Annotated in this window: 3 protein-coding genes and 1 pseudogene; 1 reads left to right on the top strand and 3 read right to left on the bottom strand. The window is 63.3% G+C overall.

Annotation, left to right across the window (positions count from 1 at the left end; all coding sequences use genetic code 11):
• Window positions 1-65: 65 nt before the first annotated feature.
• A complete protein-coding gene (locus KW839_RS16740; RefSeq protein ID WP_218424968.1) occupies window positions 66-521 on the bottom strand; it encodes a hypothetical protein in 456 nt (151 codons plus the stop codon).
• 226 nt (window positions 522-747) lie between these two features.
• A pseudogene (locus KW839_RS16735) lies at window positions 748-1,140 on the bottom strand (methyl-accepting chemotaxis protein); the annotation flags it as partial.
• A gap of 143 nt (window positions 1,141-1,283) precedes the next feature.
• Between KW839_RS16735 and KW839_RS16730 the strand changes: the two are divergent.
• Window positions 1,284-18,584, top strand: a complete 17,301-nt coding sequence (locus KW839_RS16730; protein WP_218424967.1) for an autotransporter-associated beta strand repeat-containing protein — start codon at window positions 1,284-1,286, stop codon at window positions 18,582-18,584.
• Between the two features lie 145 nt (window positions 18,585-18,729).
• Here KW839_RS16730 and KW839_RS16725 read toward each other — a convergent pair whose 3' ends face one another.
• Window positions 18,730-19,422 carry a response regulator transcription factor gene (locus tag KW839_RS16725; protein WP_218424966.1) on the bottom strand — a complete coding sequence of 231 codons (693 nt, stop codon included), beginning with the start codon at window positions 19,420-19,422 and terminating at the stop codon, window positions 18,730-18,732.
• Window positions 19,423-19,463 lie beyond the last annotated feature (41 nt).

Raw genomic sequence — 19,463 nt, 5'->3', positions numbered from 1 at the left:
AAGCCTCCGGCCGGCTATCACATTCCTGCGAGGCTCTTGAGTTTCCCGGGCAAGACGACTGCTGGTCAACACCCCGCGACTTTGCCTGTTTGCCGGGGTGAGTCAAGCACCTGATCCGGCAACATGCAAACACCCGGGCAGGAGAACATCTGCATGAAGACGCCGTAGTCGGACGGCGTGTAATTGACCACCCAATCACTGTTCCAGCATCGATGCAAAGAGGTCGCGTCAGCGCAGGGGTGATCGCGCCTGGCGATGACGCTCATTTCATAGGTCAACAACGGCGTGCTGTCGAATTCCTGTAACGACATGGTCGGCGTCACAGGGCCGCCGGCAAAATCGAGCGGGAGGGGGCCGGCAGGTGTGCATGCGGCGTCCGAGTTGCTGGCGTCGCGTTGCCTGAACGAACGGGTGTCGGCGAAGTTGCTGCCGAGCCTGTAAGAACCAACCCCCTCACCCCAACCCTCCCGAAACGTCGGACCGCCCCCAAGGGGGAGAGGGGAAAGGGAGCAGATCTGCATGTTTTTCCAGACCTGAGTTCGGCTCGAACTTTCAGGTCGATGCAGACCGGAAAAACACCACGGTCAGTTCGCTCTCCTGCACTCGATCCTCATGTTTTTCCAGACCTGAGTTCGGCTCGAACTTTCAGGTCGCAGAATATCGAACATTCAACCGGGTCAGTCCCCTCTCCCTCCGGGAGAGGGTTAGGGTGAGGGGGCTCTTGAGGGCTCCTCGCCACCGTCGCCATCACTGATGAAACGTACGCCCCAGCGCATCCAGCCGCGTGGCAATCGGTGGCAAGCGCCGACTGCTCAAGGCCAGGGACTCAACGTCGTCCGCGGTCTCCTGCGCAATGTCCTGCACTGACTGCAAGCGCCCGACAATCTCCAGGCTCACCGTGGATTGCTCGCGGGTAGTGCTGACAATTCGCCCGTTAAGCTCATCGATCCGTGCGATATCACTGCCCACTGCCAGCAACATCTGCGCCGCCAACTGACTGTCTTCGACACAACGCTCCACACCTTTGTGACTGTCCTGCATGGCCTCGACGGCTTGGCGACTGCCTTGCTGCAAGGCCTCGATGATGCCCCTGATTTCCTTGGTGGAAACAGCCGTACGCTGCGCCATACGGGCTACTTGCGCATTTTCAGAATCTTCTTAGTGGCCTTTCTGCCTAGATTTGAGGTATCGGCGTGCACGTGATGCGTGTGGTTGTCAGCGCGCAACTGTTGAGCGGGCAGATCGGCAGGGCACAACCTATATAAGAAAAAAAGGGAATGACCATGAATCATGTATTTCGCGTTGTATGGAGTGCCAGTGCTGGTACTTTCGTAGCAGTCAGCGAGTATGCGAAATCCCATGGCAAAGGCCGCAACGGCGGGCGGCGGGGGGGCAAGCTACGCAAGGTAGGCCTGGTGCTGTCGGCGGGCATGGTTTTCAGCCCGATGCTGCAGGCAGTCGACCGGTATTGGGATACCAATGGCACGGCACTGGGCTCCGGTGGTAGCGGCGCCTGGAATCTCACCAGCGCTTTCTGGAGCCCCAACGGCGACGGCGCCAGCGGCCCCTACAGTTCCTGGAACAACGCCGCCCTGTACGACGCCATTTTCGCCGGCACCGCCGGTACCGTGACCCTGGGCACACCGATCACCGTTCACAACCTCACTTTCCAGACCACCGGTTACACGCTCACCGGCAGTACCCTGACCCTGGGGGGGATCACGCCCACCATCAACACCAGTGGCACCGTTACCATCAACTCGATCCTGGCGGGCAGCGCGGGTCTGACCAAGACGGGGGCCGGCCTCCTCAGCCTTAACGGCGTCAACACCTTCAGCGGAGACGTGCTGGTCAATGCCGGTGGCCTGGCCCTCAACGGCGATTCGGCGCTGGGTGTGGCGGGCAACGGCGTCACCATGGCCAGCGGCACAAACCTGAGCAGCACGGCTGCCCTCGCCGCGAGCCGCAACATCACCGTCACCGGCGGCACCCTCCTGCTGGCCGGTGCCGGCGTGGGCTCGGCCCGCTTCACCGGCGCTGGCGGGCTCAGGCTCAATAATGGTGTCAGCCTCACCAACGCCGCCAGCAACTATACCGGGGCGACCATTTTCGGTAACGGGAATGGCGGCAGCTTTTCGTTCAACTCCATCGCCGATCTGGGCGTGGCCAGTTCCCTGGGTGCGCCAACAACAGTGGCCAATGGCACCATCACGCTTGGGTCCGGCGGTGGTGTTGGTGCAACCCTGAGCTATTTCGGTGCCGGCAGCAGTTCCAACCGCAACTGGCAACTCAGCGCCGCGGGCACCGTAGCGCCGCTCACCTTCCGCAACATAGGGACAGGCACGTTGACACTGACCGGCAACATGGTCGTGTCCGGTGGCAGTAACTTTGGCACCAGCTTCAGTGCCAATAACGCCGACATGTCATTGCTGGGCATCATTTCAGGCAATGGGTCGGTCTCCTATACCGGTGGCGCCGGAAGAACCATCACGCTTGGCAACGTCAATACGTATACGACCGCCACCGGCATCAACGGCGTAACCGTACGGGCCGGCTCGCTCAAGGACACTGGCACCGCCAGTTCCTTTGGCACCGGCACGGGTGGTGGCATCGGTATCACCAATGGCGCCTTGTCTTACACTGGCGCTGGCGATAACAGCAATCGGACATGGGGGCTCAACGGCGGCGCGATCAACAATGACGGCACCGGCGCGCTTGCGCTCAGCGGCACCCTGGCACTCACCAACACCGGCACGCTCGGCGGAAGCTACACGGGGGCCGACAACCTTTTCTCGGGTGTCATCTCGGGTACGGGCGGCGTGGCCAAGAGCGGCGCTTCCACCTGGGTGCTCAGCGGCGCCAATACCTACACCGGTAGCACCACGGTCAATGGCGGCACACTCCGTGCCGGCAGCAACACGGCCTTTGGATCAACCAATGGGGTCGTCGTGAACAGCGGCGGTACGCTGGACCTCAACGATCTGGACAACACGGTGCGCTCGTTGGCCGGCACGGGCGGCACTGTCGACCTGGGATCGGGGGAACTGACCCTGAACGCTGCCGCGGGTGTGAGTACCGCCTACGCCGGCAACATCACCGGCAGCGGTGGCCTCACCAAAACCGGGGCCAGCACACAAACCCTCACCGGGACCAACACCTATACGGGTGCGACCACGGTCAGCGGCGGCACGCTGCGGTTGGACTTCGGTGCAGCCACCGCGCCCACCAGCAACATCATTTCCAGCGCCTCGACCCTGAACCTGGGTGGCGGCGTACTCAATGCCATCGGTGCCGCCAGCGAGGCCAACACGCAGACGTTCAACGGTGTCCTCGTCACCGCAGGCAACAACACCATCGGCGCGACATCCGGCACCGGCGGCAGCATGACGGTCAACCTGGGGGGGATCAACCGCACCGGTGGCCTGGTCAACTTCAACCTGCCAGGCAGCGGCAACATCACCACTACCAATACCACACTGGGTGGTTGGGCTACTGTCAACGGTACCGACTACGCCAAAGTGGTTGGCGGCAACATCCTTGCGTTCACGAACTCCGACTACATCGACAAGGACAACGCGGCGACCTGGTTGAGTGGCGATTTCATCTCCGACAGCGATGCCAATACCGAAAGCTTTTTCGGCACGGTTGCCGGCAGCAAACAACTGGGCGGCCTGCAGTTCACTACGGCAGACCCGACGACCACCATCACCGTAGCCAATGGCCAGACACTGGGGGTTGATGGAACCATCCTCGTTGCGCCGTCGGTCGGCGCCAACAATCAGACGATCACGGGTGGTTCGCTTACCGGTACCTCCGGCGGTGGCGTGCTGGGCATCCAGCAGAACGGCACCGGCAACTTCACCATAGCGTCTCAGATCGTCAACAACGGCGGCGCAATCGGTTTCACCAAGGCCGGTACCGGGCTGGTCACGTTGACCAATACCAACAACACCTACACCGGTGCCACCACTGTGTCGCAGGGGATCCTCTCGGTCGGCAACATCGGCAACGGCGGCACCGGGAGCGGCATCGGCGCCTCGTCCGCGGCGTCGTCCAACCTGTTCCTGGAAGGCAGCACACTGCGCTACACCGGTCTCAACACGACCAGCGACCGCGGTTTCACCATCGCCAAGTCCGGCGCGATCCTGGGCAGCATCATCGATGTCACCGGTACCACCAGCAACCTGACGTTCAACGGCCAGGTCACCAGCACCGATGGCGCCACGTTCACCAAGACCGGCGCCGGCACGCTGACGTTGGGCAACGCGGGCAACGACTACACCGGCATCACCACCGTCACCGGCGGCACGCTGGCGGTCAACACCCTGGCCGATGGCGACCTGGTCAGCGGCATCGGTGCGTCCAGCAATGCCTCGGGCAATCTCGTCCTCAATGGTGGCACGCTCGGTTACCTCGGTGGTACGACCAGCACTGACCGTGGTTTCACCCTCGGCACGCCCGGTGCAGGCGGCAGCGTGGGTGCCATTGGCGTGAGCAACGCTGCCACTACACTGACCATCAGTGGTACGGCAGTGGGTGATGATGGTTTTCGCAAGGACGGGCCGGGTACCCTGGTGCTCTCCGGCACCAATACCTACTCGGGCGGTACCACGGTCGCTGCCGGCACGCTGCGTGCTGGGTCCACCCAGGCTTTTGGCACTACAAACAACGGCCTGACCGTGGCGAGCGGAGCCACGGCGGATCTCAACGGTTTCAATATCTCGGTCGGGGCGCTACAGGGCCTCGGCAACGTGGCCCTGGGCTCCGGCACGCTAACGTCGGTTCTCGGCGGAACCTTCGGCGGGGTCATCAGCGGTAGCGGCGGCTACAGGCAGGGCGGTGGCACCCAAACAATGTCCGGTTGCAACAATACCTACACCGGCGTCACCGCCATGAACAACGGTGGGATTAGCGTTGATTGTCTGGCCAATGGCGGGCAGGCAAGCGGTATCGGCGCATCGACCAGCGCTGCTTCCAACGTTCTGTTCAATAGCGGTACGCTCAATTACACCGGTGGCAACGTCAACATCGATCGCGGGCTGACGATGCAGAGCGGGTTTGGCGTGCTTACCGTCTCTGACGCGGCGACCACCCTGGGCATCAGCGGAGCGGTGGGCGGCGCCGGCACCCTGTACAAGAGAGGGCCCGGCACGCTGGTGCTGTCCGGTAACAATACGTATACCGGCGGCACAGTGGTCGATCAGGCCGGTATCCTGCGCGCCGGCTCAGCCACGGCCTTTGGCAACGGCTCCCTGAACATGGGCAACGTGGCCGGCGCCACGCTGGATGCCAACGGTTTCAATCAGTCGTTCACGTGGTTGCAAGGGGGGGGCACCACGGGCGGCAACATCAACTTGGGCGGACAGACGCTGACAATCAGTCAGGGTAACAATACGGCTGGCGTTGCCTATGCAGGCAACATCATTGGCGCCGGTAACCTGGTCAAGAGTGGCGCGCAGGTCCAGCGAATGTCCGGATGCAACAACAGCTACACCGGCACCACCACCATCAACGGCGGCACCCTGGCCGTCGACTGCCTGGCCGACGGCGGCAGCAACAGTGGCGCCGGCGCCAGTAGCGCGGCGGCAAGCAACCTGATCATCAACGGCGCCACCCTGTCGTACACCGGCGCGAACCAAAGCAGCGATCGCCTGTTCACCCTCGGCACGGGCGGTGGCTCGCTGGACGCCTCGGGCACAGGCGCGTTGAACCTGACCAACGCCGGCGCCATTGCGTTGTCCGGCACCAACGCGGCGCGCACCTTGACGCTCAACGGCACCAACACCGGCAACAACACGCTGTCGGCGCAGCTCGACAACAACGGCACGGGTCTCAGCTCGCTGACCAAGACCGGCGCCGGCACCTGGATCCTGACCAACAACAACAGCAGTTACACCGGTGTCACCACCGTCACCGGCGGCGTGCTCGGGGTCAGCCAACTCAGCAATGGCGGCACGGCCAGCGGTATCGGCGCGGCGTCCAGTGCGGCCGCCAACCTGGTGATTGGCAACGGCTCGACCTTGCGCTACACCGGCGCGGGCGACAGCAGTGATCGACTGTTCACGCTGGCGGGCGGCGTTTCGTTCCTCGAATCGTCCGGTACGGGCGCGATCAACCTCACCAATCCCGGCACGATCGGGCTATCGAATCCGAACGTGGCGCGCACCGTCGCCCTGGGCGGCACCAACACCGGTAACAACACCGTGGCCGGCGTGATCGGCAACAGCGGCACCGGCATCACCACGCTGGCCAAAAACGGCGGCGGCACTTGGGTCCTGACTGGCAACAACACGTACACCGGCGACACCGTCATCAATGATGGCAACCTGATGATCGGCGATGGCAACACATCGGGCAATTTAGGCACCGGCAACGTGATCGTCGATGCGGCAACTTCGACCTTGTCGATGAACCGCAGTGACACGGTCATCTTCAATGCCATCATGAGCGGTCCGGGCACCTTTGCCCAGGTCGGCGGCGGCACCACCACGCTGACCGCGAACAACAGCATCGGCGCCACCACGGTGAGCGCGGGTACGCTGGACGTCAATGGCGTGCTGAACACCGGCACCATCGGTATGAGTGGCACCTCCATCCTTAACGTGGACGGCACCGTGCAGGCGGCGGGCGGCACGACTGCCGCGATCACTGGCGACACAGGCACCAGCACGATCAACGTCAGCAGCGGTGCGACCCTGCGCGCCAACGGCGACCTGGGCGATGGCAGCGATGCCCTTACCGTGACCGGCACGCTGGACACCGGTGCTGCGGTGTTGAACCTGGGCGCTGGCAACGACACCCTGACCATCAATGATGGCGTGATCAACGGCGTCGGCATCGACGCGGGGGCCGGCACCACCGACAGCCTGGTAATCAACAACGCCCTGGCGAAGACCTTCGGCGGTTTCAGCGGCTTCGAGCAACTGACCAAGAATAACGCGGGCATGCTGACCCTGACCGGTAACCAGAATTACAGCATCGGTACCGCGATCAACGGCGGCACGCTGGATGTGAACGGCACGCTCGAAACCCCGGCGCTATCGATGGCGGACGCCACCACCTTGAATGTGGACGGCACGGTGCAGGGCACAGGCGCGACGACCGCCACCCTTACCGGCAGCGCCGGCGCCAACACTCTCAACATCAGCAGCGGCGCGACGCTGCAGGCGAACGGCAGTTTGGGCGACGGCATCGACAACGTCACCCTCGCAGGTACGCTCAACACCGGCAGTGCCGCCCTCGACCTGGGCGCGGGGGACGAAACCTTGATCCTGCGTGACGGCACCGTGATCAGCGGTGTGGGCATCAACGCCGGGACCGGCAACGACCAGTTGGTGCTCGACAATGCCCTGGCGCTGACCTTCAGTGGCGGCGCGACCGCGGGCTTCGAAAGCCTGCTCAAGCAGAACAGCGGCGTCACTACCATGACCGGCAGTCAGAGCTTCAGTGCCGGCACCACCCTCAACGGCGGCGTGCTGAATGTGGTGGGTGCGATGGAAACGCCCACCGTGGCACTGGCCGACGGCACGACGTTAAATGTCAACGGCTCACTGCAAGGTGCTGGCGCAACAGCAGCCACGATAACCGGCAGTGCCGGCGTGAATACCTTGACGGTGGGGGCAGGTGCCAACCTGATCGCCAGTGGCGATCTGGGTGACGGCAACGATGTCCTGGACGTAGCCGGCACGCTCGACACCGGCGGCGGTACTTTCGCACTCGGCAACGGCGATGACACCCTGAGCATCCACGGCGGCACCAGCCTCATCGGGACCGTGACGGCGGGCGCGGGCACCGATACTTTCGCCACTGATATCGCTACCAGCGCAGACGTGGGCGCCGTGCAGGGGTTTGAAACCCTGACCAAGACCGGCGTCGGCTCACTCAGCTTCACAGGTCCTGCGGCTTCGGACTTCACGACCGTCAACGTTCTGGCCGGCAATTTGAATATCAATGCCGCTGCCGGCTTTACCGGTGTAACCAGCGCGACGGTCGCCAGCAACACGACGCTGAACGTCGACGGTAGCCTGGGTTTCACCGCAGGCGCTGACAGCTTCACTGTTGGCGGCAATGTTACGGGGGCAGGCACCATCGCCATGCTCGATGGCGACGATCAATTGCTGTTGCAAAATGGCGCGGATCTAAGCGGTCTGACGACCGCGATCGACGGCGGCCTGGGCAACGATACGTTGACGGCCAACATCGCCACCACCGCGGCACTGGGCGGCGCGATCAATTTTGAAACCCTGATCAAGTCCAATGTCGGCACGCTCAACATCAACGGCCCGGTGACTTCGCAGTTCGGTACGGTATTGGTGCAGGGCGGGACGCTACACATCGCTGCAGGCACCATCGTCGATCCGCAGACCACTGTGGTGTCCTCGGGCGCGACCATGACCGTGGACGGCACGTACCAAGGCACCACGGGCGACGACACGTTCACGGTGTCGGGCACGGTCGATGGCGCGGGCACGATCAACCTGCTCGGAGGTGACGACGTACTGACCTTGAACGACGGTGCCGACCTGAACGGGCTGGCCAACCCACTCGACGGTGGCGCGCATGGCACGGGCGACACGGTCGTGTTGAACAACGCCGGCGCATTTGCCCTCGACGGCAGCGACATCGTCAACTTCGAACGCCTGCAGAAGAACAACATCGGCACGCTTGCGCTGAACGGTACACACAGCTTCAGCGGCGGTACCGCGATCAATGGCGGCACGCTGGATGTGAACGGTGCGCTGACTACATCGACCGTGACGCTTGCCGACAACACTACGCTCAATGTTGATGGCTCACTGCAGGGCACGGGCGGCACCGCCGCGACAGTCACCGGCAGTGTGGGCATCAATACCGTCACTGTGGGATCGGGCGCGACCTTGCTGGCCATCGGCGATCTGGGCGCCGGCAACGATGTCCTCGACGTGACTGGCACGCTCGACACCGACGGCGGTACTTTCGCACTCGGCGACGGCGATGACACCCTGAGCATCCACGACGGCACCAGTCTCATCGGCACCGTGACGGCGGGTGCGGGCACCGATACTTTCGCCACTGATATCGCTACCAGCGCAAACGTGAGCGCGGTACAGGGCTTTGAAACCCTGACCAAGACCGGCGTCGGCGCACTCAGCTTCACAGGTCCTGCTGCTTCGGACTTCACGACCGTCAATGTGCAGGCCGGCAATCTGAACATCAATGCCGCTGCCGGCTTTACCGGTGTAACCAACGCCACGGTGGCCAGCGCCGCGACGCTGAACGTCGACGGTAGCCTGGGTTTCACCACCGGAGCTGACAGCTTCACCGTTGCCGGCACTGTTGCGGGGGCAGGCACCATCGACATGCTCGATGGCGACGATCAATTGCTGCTGCAGGAGGGTGCGGATCTAAGCGGTCTGACGACCGCTATCGACGGCGGCCTGGGCAACGATACGTTGACGGCCAACATTGCCACCGCCGCGGCCCTGGGTGGCGCGATCAATTTCGAAACCCTGATCAAGTCCAATATCGGCACGCTCAATGTCGACGGCCCGGCGTCGTCGTTCACCACGGTCAACGTCAGCGGTGGCGTGCTGGATATCGGTGCCGCCGGCGCGATCAACGGCGTGGTCACCACCACGGTGGCGAGCGGCGCGACCTTGAATGTCGATGGCGGCTACACAGGCAGCACGGGCGACGACACGTTCACGGTGTCGGGCACGGTCAATGGCGCGGGCACTATCGACCTGCTCGATGGCGACGACGTACTGACCTTGAATGACGGCGCTGACCTGAGCGGGCTGGCCAATCCGCTCGATGGTGGCGTGCACGGCGCAGGCGACGCGGTCGTGTTGAACAACACCGGCGCATTTGCCCTCAACGGCAGCGACATCGTCAACTTCGAACTCCTGCAGAAGAACAACACCGGCACGGCTGCGCTGAACGGTACCCAAAGCTTCAGCGGCGGCACCGCGATCAATGGCGGCACGCTGGATGTGAACGGTGCGCTGACGACGCCGACCGTGACGCTTGCCGACAACACGACGCTCCTTGTCGATGGTTCGCTGCAGGGCACGGGCGGCACGGCCGCGACGATCACTGGCAGCACCGGCATCAATACTGTGACGATCAATGGCACCGTGGCCGCGACCGGCGATCTGGGCGCCGGCAACGATGTGCTCGAGATGTTCGGTACGCTCGATACGCAGGCCGGAACCTTCGCACTGGGCGACGGCGACGATAGCTTCATCGTGCACGATGGCACTGTCACCGGTACTGTCGATGGCGGACTCGGCCTGGATACCCGCGTTTACGACATTGACCTGACGGCGGACCTGGGCGCGCTGGTGAGCTTTGAAGGCGTGACCAAGACCGGTGCCGGTACCCTCAACATCAACGGCCCCGTCGCGACCGACCTGCAACAAGTCAGTGTGCTTGACGGCACGTTGAACATCGGCGCCCTTGGCAGCGTGGTGGGGACCCCCGGCAGCACGCTCACCACCCTGGTTGGCAGTGGCGGTACCTTGAACGTGGATGGCAGCTACGGCTGCAGTGACGGCGACGACAGCATGACCGTGTCCGGTACGGTGTCGGGTAGCGGCACCGTCGATCTGTGTGGCGGCGATGACACGCTGACCCTCAACGATGGCGCTGTGCTGAACACTAATGTCGTCAGTGGTGGCAACGATGGCACAAGCGGCGATACCGTGGTGCTGAACAACGCGCTGGCAGCGACGTTCGACCTGAGCAACACAACCGAATTCGAAACCTTGCGCAAGGACAACACGGGCACGGCGACCCTGATCGGACTGCAGGATTTCGGCAGCGTCAATGTGATGGCTGGCACGCTGGATGTGGACGGCACGCTGGAAGCGTCGAATATATCTCTGGCTGGCGGCACGACGTTCAACGTCGACGGCGTGGCACAAGGTTCAAATGGCACCGAAGTGTTTGTCGGCGGCGACGATGACGTCAACACGGTAACGATCGGGGCCGGCGGCTTGCTGTTCGCGACAGGCGACTTGGCGGGCAGCAACGACGTGCTGGACGTGTTCGGTGAACTCAATACAAATGGCAGCAGTTTAAGCGGCGTACTTTCGCTGGGCGACGGCGCCGATTTGTTCACCCTGCACGACGGGGCGGTGGTGGATGGCGTCGTCTACGGCGCTGATGGCACCGACACCGCCATCGCCGATATCAACCTGACTGCCGATCTCGGCGCACTGGTTCAGTTTGAGGTCCTGACCAAGACCGGAGTCGGCACCCTCAACATCAACGGCGATACCGACGGCGTTATATTCCCGTCCAGCATCCAGAACGTCGACGTGCAGGAGGGCACGTTGAACATCGGGCCGGATGGCACCGTGGAGGGGCCCGCCGACGGTAGCCCGCTCAGTACGCTCGTCGCCAGTGGCGCCACCCTCAACGTGGATGGCAGCTACGGCTGCGGCACTGGCAACGACACGATGACCGTCGGCGGCACGGTGACGGGCAGCGGCACCATCGACCTGTGCGCAGGCGACGACACCTTGACCCTCAACGACGGCGCCGACCTGTCGGGCCTGGTCAACTCGCTGGATGGCGGAGACGGGACGGCGGACACGGTGTTGGCCGACATCACCGGCACCGCGGTCCTGGGTGGCGTGGTCAACTTCGAGACCCTGATCAAGTCCAATATCGGCACGCTCAATGTCGACGGCCCGGCGTCTTCGTCGTTCACCACGGTCAACGTCAACGGCGGCACGCTGGACATCGGTGCCAGCGGCGCGATCAACGGCGTGGTCACCACCACGGTGGCGAGCGGCGCGACCTTGAATGTCGATGGCGGGTACACTGGCAGCGCGGGCGACGACACGTTCACGGTGTCGGGCACGGTCAATGGCGCGGGCACTATCGACCTGCTCGATGGCGACGACGTACTGACCTTGAATGACGGCGCCGACCTGAGCGGGCTGGCCAATCCACTCGACGGTGGCGCGCATGGCGCAGGCGACACGGTCGTGTTGAACAACGCCAGCGCATTTATCCTCGACGGCAGCGACATCGTCAACTTCGAACTCCTGCAGAAGAACAACACCGGCACAGCTGCGCTGAACGGTATACAAACCTTCAGCGGCGGCACCGCGATCAATGGCGGCACGCTGGATGTGAACGGTACGCTGACTACGCCGACCGTGACGCTTGCCGACAACACGACGCTTACTGTCGATGGTTCGCTGCAGGGCACGGGCGGCACGGCCGCGACGATCACTGGAAGCACCGGCATCAACACCGTCACTGTGGGGACGGGCGCTACCTTGCTGGCCAGTGGCGACCTGGGCACGGGCAACGACGTGCTGGATGTCGCCGGCACACTCGACACCTTGGGTGGAGCCTTTGAACTGGGCGACGGCGACGACAGCTTCGTGGTGCACGATGGCACCGTCGCGCTGGGCACGATCGATGGCGGTGCAGGGCTGGATACCCGCGTCTACGACATCAACCTGACCGCCGACCTTGGCGAGTTGCTGAACTTCGAGGGTGTGACCAAGACCGGGACGGGCGTACTCAATATCGTCGGGCCGGGCGCGACCGATCTCCAGGAGGTCAGCGTGCTGGGCGGTACCCTGAATATCGGCGCCACCGCCAGTGTTGTGGCGACCGCTGGCAACACGCTTGCCACCGTGGTGGGCAGCGGTGGGACCTTGAATGTGGACGGCAGCTTCGGCTGCGGCGCCGGCAACGACACGATGAGCGTGTCGGGTACCGTCAGTGGCAGCGGCAGCGTCGACCTGTGTGGCGGTGACGACACCTTGACCCTCAACGACGGCGCGGTGTTGAACAACGCCATCGACGGTGGCGCGAACGGCGCAGGCGACACGGTGGTGTTGAACAACGCAGCGGCGATGACACTCGACGGCGCCAACACGACCAACTTCGAATTCCTCACCAAGAACAACGTTGGTGTCGCGACTCTGATCGGCACCAGTGCCTTCCTGGGCGGGACATCGCTCAATGCCGGCACCCTGGACGTGGACGGCACGTTGAATACACCGACTTTTGCGCTGGGCGACGACACCGTGCTGAACGTCGACGGCAGCTTGCAGGCGGTCGGTGGTACTGCGGCGACACTCACCGGCAGCGCCGGTATCAATACGGTGTCGATCGGTGCGGGCGGCACGCTGCTCGCCAGTGGCGACCTGGGTGCAGGCAACGACGTGCTGGATATCACCGGCACACTCGACACCGCGGGCGGGGTCTTCGGGCTAGGTGATGGCGACGACACCCTGACCATCCACGACGGTACCAGCATCCTCGGCACCGTGGCGGCAGGAGCAGGCAACGACACCTTCAATGCCGACATCGCGGCGAGCGCCAACCTGGGCGCCGTGCAGGACTTCGAGACCCTGAGCAAGACTAACGTCGGCGTGCTCAACATCAACGGCCCGGCGAGTTCGGCCTTCACCACGGTCAATGTGCTTGGCGGCATCTTGAACGTGGGCGCAGGCGGCAGCGTCTCGGCGCAGACTACAACGGTTGCCGCAGGCGCCACCCTGGACGTGCAGGGCAGTTACACCGGCACCGCAGGCGATGACGTGCTGGACGTGGCCGGCACGCTGGACACCGGAGCAGGCAGCTTGCTGCTGGGCGATGGCAACGACACCTTCACCCTCCACGACGGCACCGTTGTGCAAGGTACGGTGGACGGCGGTGCCGGCACAGATACCTTCAACACCAATATCGCCACCGTCGCCGACCTGGGCGCCGTGAGCGGGTTCGAGGCGCTGGACAAGACCGGCGTGGGCACATTGAACCTCCATGGTCCGGCGATTTCGGATTTCAGCCTGGTCACCGTCAGCGATGGCATGCTCAACGTGGCTGCCGGCGGCAGCATCGTTGCCGCAAGCGGCGGCGTGCTGGGCACGGTCATCGCCAGCGGAGCGACGTTGAATGTGGAGGGTAGTTATGGCTGCGGCGCCGGCAACGACACGATGAACGTGTCGGGTACCGTCAGTGGCAGCGGCAGCATCGATCTGTGTGGCGGCGACGATACGCTGACCCTCAACGACGGCGCGCTGCTGGCCAACGTGATCGATGGTGGCGCGAACGGCGCAGGCGACACCGTGGTGTTGAACAATGCAGCGGCGATGACGTTCGACGGTGGCAACACGACCAACTTCGAATTCCTCACCAAGGACAACCTCGGCGTCGCGACTCTGGTCGGTACCAGTACCTTCCTGGGCGGGACTGCGCTCAATGCCGGTACCCTGGATGTGGACGGCACGTTGAATACACCGACCGTCACACTGGGCGACGACTCCACCCTGAATGTCGACGGCAGTTTGCAGGCGGCCGGCGGCACTGCGGCGACACTCACCGGCAGCGCCGGTATCAATACGGTGTCGGTCGGTGCAGGCGGCACGCTGCTCGCCAGCGGCGACCTGGGCGCGGGCAATGACGTGCTGGATGTGGTCGGCACACTGAACACCGGAGCAGGCAACTTACTGCTGGGCGACGGCGACGACAGCTTCGTGGTGCACGACGGCACCGTGGTTCTGGGCGTGATCGATGGCGGTGCAGGGCTGGATACCCGCGTCTACGACATCGCCCTGACCGCTGACCTGGGCGAATTGCTGAACTTCGAGGGTGTGACCAAGACAGGGACCGGCGTGCTCAACATCGTCGGGCCAGGCGCGACAGACCTCCAGGAAGTCAGCGTGCTGGGCGGTACCCTGAATGTCGGCGCCAACGCTGGTGTGGTGGCGAGCGCTGGCAACACGCTCGCCACCGTGGTGGGCAGCGGTGGGACCTTGAATGTGGAGGGCAGCTACGGTTGCGGCGCTGGCAACGACACGATGAGCGTGGCAGGCACCGTCAGTGGTAGCGGCACCATCGATCTGTGTGGCGGCGACGACACCTTGACCCTCAACGACGGCGCGGTGTTGAACAACGTCATCGACGGTGGCGCAAACGGTGCCGGCGACACAGTGGTGTTGAACAATGCAGCGGCGATGACACTCGACGGCGCCAACACGACCAACTTCGAATTCCTCACCAAAGACAACGTCGGCGTCGCGACCCTTGCCGGCACCAGTACCTTCCTGGGCGGGACAGCGCTCAATGCCGGCACCCTGGACGTGGACGGCACGTTGAATACACCGACCGTCACGCTGGGCGACAACACCGTGCTGAACGTCGACGGCAGGTTGCAGGCGGTCGGTGGCACTGCGGCGACACTCACCGGCAGCGCCGGGATCAATACGGTGTCGATCGGTGCGGGCGGCACGCTTCTGGCCAGTGGCGACCTGGGTGCGGGCAACGATGTGCTGGATGTCGCCGGCACACTCGACACTGCAGGCGGCATCTTTGCCCTGGGCGATGGCGACGACACCCTGACCATCCACGACGGCACCAGCATCCTCGGCACCGTGGCGGCAGGCGCAGGCAACGACACTTTCAATGCCGACATCGCGGCAAGCGCCAACCTGGGTGCCGTGCAGGGCTTCGAAACCCTGAGCAAGACCAACGTCGGCGTGCTCAACATCAACGGCCCTGCGAGTTCGGACTTCACCACGGTCAATGTCCTCGGCGGCACCTTGAACATCAATGCCGCTGCCAGTGTTACCGGTGTATCCAGCGCGACGGTCGCCAGCAACTCGGCGCTGAACGTCAACGGCAGCCTGGGTTTCACCACAGGCGCTGACAGCTTTACTGTTGGCGGCAATGTTGCGGGAGCGGGCACCATCGACATGCTCGATGGCGACGATCAGTTAACGCTACAGGATGGCGCGGATCTAAGCGGATTGACGACCGCGATCGACGGTGGCCTCGGCACCGATACGCTGACGGCCGACTTCACCGGTTCTGCGATCCTGGGCGGCGCGGTCAATTTCGAGACCCTGATCAAATCCAATGTCGGCACGCTCAACATCAACAGCCCGGTGACTTCGCAGTTCGATACGGTGCTGGTGCAGGGCGGGACGCTGCACATCGCCGCGGGCACCGTCGTCGATCCGCAGTCCACCGTGGTGTCCTCGGGCGCGACCATGACCGTGGACGGCACGTACCAAGGCACCACGGGCGACGACACGTTCACGGTGTCGGGCACGGTCAATGGCACAGGCACGATCAACCTGCTCGGAGGCGACGACGTACTGACCTTGAACGACGGCGCTAACCTGAGCGGGCTGGCCAATCCACTCGACGGTGGCGCGCATGGCACAGGCGACACGGTGGTGTTGAACAACGCCGGCGCATTTGCCCTTAACGGCGGCAACATCGTCAACTTCGAATTCCTGCGCAAGTACAACACCGGCACGGCGACGCTGACTGGGACACAGAGCTTCATCGGCGGCGCCACGATCAACGGCGGCACGCTGGATGTGGACGGTGCGATGACGACCCCGACCGTCACACTGGGCGACAACTCCACGCTGAATGTCGACGGCAGGTTGCAGGCGCTCGGTGGCACTGCGGCGACACTGACCGGCAGCGCGGGCACCAATACGGTGTCGGTCGGTGCGGGCGGCACGCTGCTGGCCAGCGGCGACCTGGGCGCGGGCAATGACGTGCTGGATGTAGCCGGCACGCTGAACACCGGAGCAGGCAGCTTGTTGCTGGGCGATGGCAACGACACGTTCACTATCCACGATGGCACTGTTGTGCTGGGTACGGTAGGCGGCGGTGCCGGCACGGACACCTTCAACACCAACATCGCCACCGTCGCCGATCTGGGCGCCGTGAGCGGGTTCGAGGTGCTGGACAAGACCGGCGTGGGTACATTGAACGTCAATGGTCCGGCGGCCTCCGATTTCAGCCAGGTCACCGTCAACGCTGGCACGCTCAACGTGGGCACCAACGGCAGCGTCATGGCGCAGACCACCACGGTCGCCGCCGGTGCCACGCTCAACGTGCAGGGCCGTTACACCGGTACCGGCGGTGATGACAGCTTCACCTCCAGAGGCATCGTGCGCGGCATGCTGGACTTCGGTGCCGGCAACGACTCGGTCAGCCTGATCGGTGGCGATGTCAGTGGTCTGAGCCGCTTGGATGGCGGTGATGGCAATGACCACCTCAGCTTCAGCGGTCTGGACCTCACTACCGGTGCGCCGGGGCTGGACAATTGGGAGCAGCTCGATCTACTCGATGGCAGCGCTCTGGCGCTGGCCAATCCACTCAACCTGAACGGTGGTCAACTGTCCATCGACAGCACTTCGCGCCTGCTCGCCAGCTCCGGTTCAAGCGTTGGCGGGAGCGTCCATAACGACGGCCTGATCAATGTCGGATCGCACCGCCTGGCGATCGGCGGCGACTACGCCGGTAACGGCAGCTTGGACGTGCAGGTGGCTGCCTCTGCCGGCGTGTCTGGCGGCTTGGACATCAGCGGCGATGTGCAAGGCATGACTCGTGTCAATTTCGTCAACGATGGTACAGAGGCCACGCCGGGCACAACGATCCGGGTCATCAGCAGTCCTAATGACAATCCGTCTACCGCCGGAGGCTTCGTGCCGGACAATACCGTGCGTTTGAACGGTAGTGTCCTGGCCTGGAATTTCGCCAAGGGCGAGAGTGACCCGAACTGGTATTTGAGTTCGGCCGAAAATCTGCTGTTGCCGGAGATTCCCGGCTATACGGCGGTGCCGGATATCGGCTATGCCATGACTCTGGATAACAACCGACTACTGTTTGACCGCATGTCCGGAGTCCGTGGCGACAACCCTTACTGCAACCGCAGCGAGGAGGAGCGCACGCGCATGGGTATGGAGTGGTTCGGCAAATGCGAAGGGCTGTGGCTGGCCGCCACCGGTAGTCACTTGGAGATGGATTCGAACCCCGGGGTCGAGTTCGATGGCAACAGCACGGGTCTCTATGGCGGCTACGACCACCTGTTCGTGGACGAATATGCTTATCGCCTGCGTGGCGGTGTGTTCATTGGCCAACAGCGGGGCAATTACTCGACCACAGGCCAGGGTTCGCCCGGTCTGATGAGCGTGGGCAGATCCAGCGTGGACATGGACGCAGTGGCGTTTGGCGCCTATGGAAGCATGGATTGGCAAGGCGGCAGCTATGCCGACGTGAGTCTGTCGGCTCTGCTGCCCGATGCTCAGGTCAGAGCGTCCGATGGCTTCAAAGAACAGTTGCATGGTGACATCTTGAGTCTGAGTGGCCAAGTGGGGCACAGGTATCCCCTGAGTGCCGGATGGATGCTGGAGCCGCAGCTGCAGGCGAGTGCCATCCACATGCGCTGGGACGACAAGACCGACTCGAGCGGCAAGCAATTGAATATTAAGGACGATGTACTGGGATCAGTCAGGGCTGCGGTGCGCGTCGAGAAGACCATCAAGACCGATGGCGGCGCGACCCTGAGGCCTTGGCTGGCCGTAGGCTTGCAGGACACCCTGGGGGAAAACTCGACAAACCTGGTAGTCACACTGCCGGGCGCGGACGGGGCACAGCAGAGCTTCTCCGGACATGACCTGGGATTGAACGCAACGCTGGATGTGGGGCTGGAGGCCCAGGTAGCCAAGGATCTGAGGGTATTTGGCACCGCTTCGGTAATAGGCGCGAACCTGGGCGGCAGCGATGTGAGTCAGCAGCAGGTCAGCATCGGAGTGCGCTGGACTTGGTAGGGGGGACCGGCGTTTGCCTTCCAACAGGATCGCAGCGCCAGATCTGGTAATCGAGGGTGCGATCGCCCGGTGCTCCGGGGCGATCGCGCTTGACACCCAACACAGAAAAGCAGCCGCGGCGCGACTGCTCCTGTGGCGGTTGCAGTTACCTGCGGCTGGCCGCAGAAGCCTGTAACGGCCGTTTGTAGCGGTTTGGTACTGTGTCGGCAGTCAACTCGTCGAGTAGATAACCCAATCCCTGGGAAGCGAGATAGTTCGCCAGCTCCACGCCGGTACTCAGTCCGAGTTTATTCAGTGCATTGTATTTGTGAGCGGCGATGGTCTTGTAGTCGCGGCTCTGGCGTTCGGCTACCTTGTGCAAGCATTCACCACGGGCCAGCGACAGCAGCACATACCACTCCAGATCGCTGAGTGAATACCAGGGATGCTTGTGGGCGCTGGCAAGGTCGATCGCCGGATCGCAAAAAACATTCCCGGCTTTGAGCGCCTCGATGGCCTCGACAATCAGATGAGGTCCGCTGGATTTGCAGACATAGGCACGAGCGCCCTGTTCCAGTGCGGCGAGCGCCAGGCAGGGTGACTTATAGCCCGAGAAGATCACCACCCCCAGATGCGGCGATTCGCTCAGTGCTGCCCGTAACATGGCAATACTTTGTCCGGCGCCAGGCGTAAACAGATCCAGAATGAGAAAGTCGTAATGCTTGCTCGCCAGGCATTTGAGCATTGTCAAACTATCGGCAGCCACGTCGATGCGGGCTGCATCGGTGAATGCGCCCTTGAGCAGTTCACTCAAGGCATAAGTGATGATGGGCTGATCGTCTACCAACAAAAAGGCCATTATTTTGCTACCTCTGCCATCGTGCTGTTACACATCAAATT

The organism is Pseudomonas sp. PDM31, assembly GCF_019218965.1.
In the GTDB taxonomy this organism is placed as follows: domain Bacteria; phylum Pseudomonadota; class Gammaproteobacteria; order Pseudomonadales; family Pseudomonadaceae; genus Aquipseudomonas.
The sequence above is the reverse complement of the archived record's forward strand: the minus strand, read 5'-3'. Positions and strand labels throughout refer to the sequence as shown.

What these genes read in the sequence shown, in the direction of transcription:
- KW839_RS16730 (WP_218424967.1), top strand. Translation starts at nt 1,284, where the DNA reads ATGAATCATGTATTTCGCGTTGTATGGAGTGCCAGTGCTGGTACTTTC.
- KW839_RS16740 (WP_218424968.1), bottom strand. Translation starts at nt 521, where the DNA reads ATGCAGATCTGCTCCCTTTCCCCTCTCCCCCTTGGGGGCGGTCCGACG.
- KW839_RS16725 (WP_218424966.1), bottom strand. Translation starts at nt 19,422, where the DNA reads ATGGCCTTTTTGTTGGTAGACGATCAGCCCATCATCACTTATGCCTTG.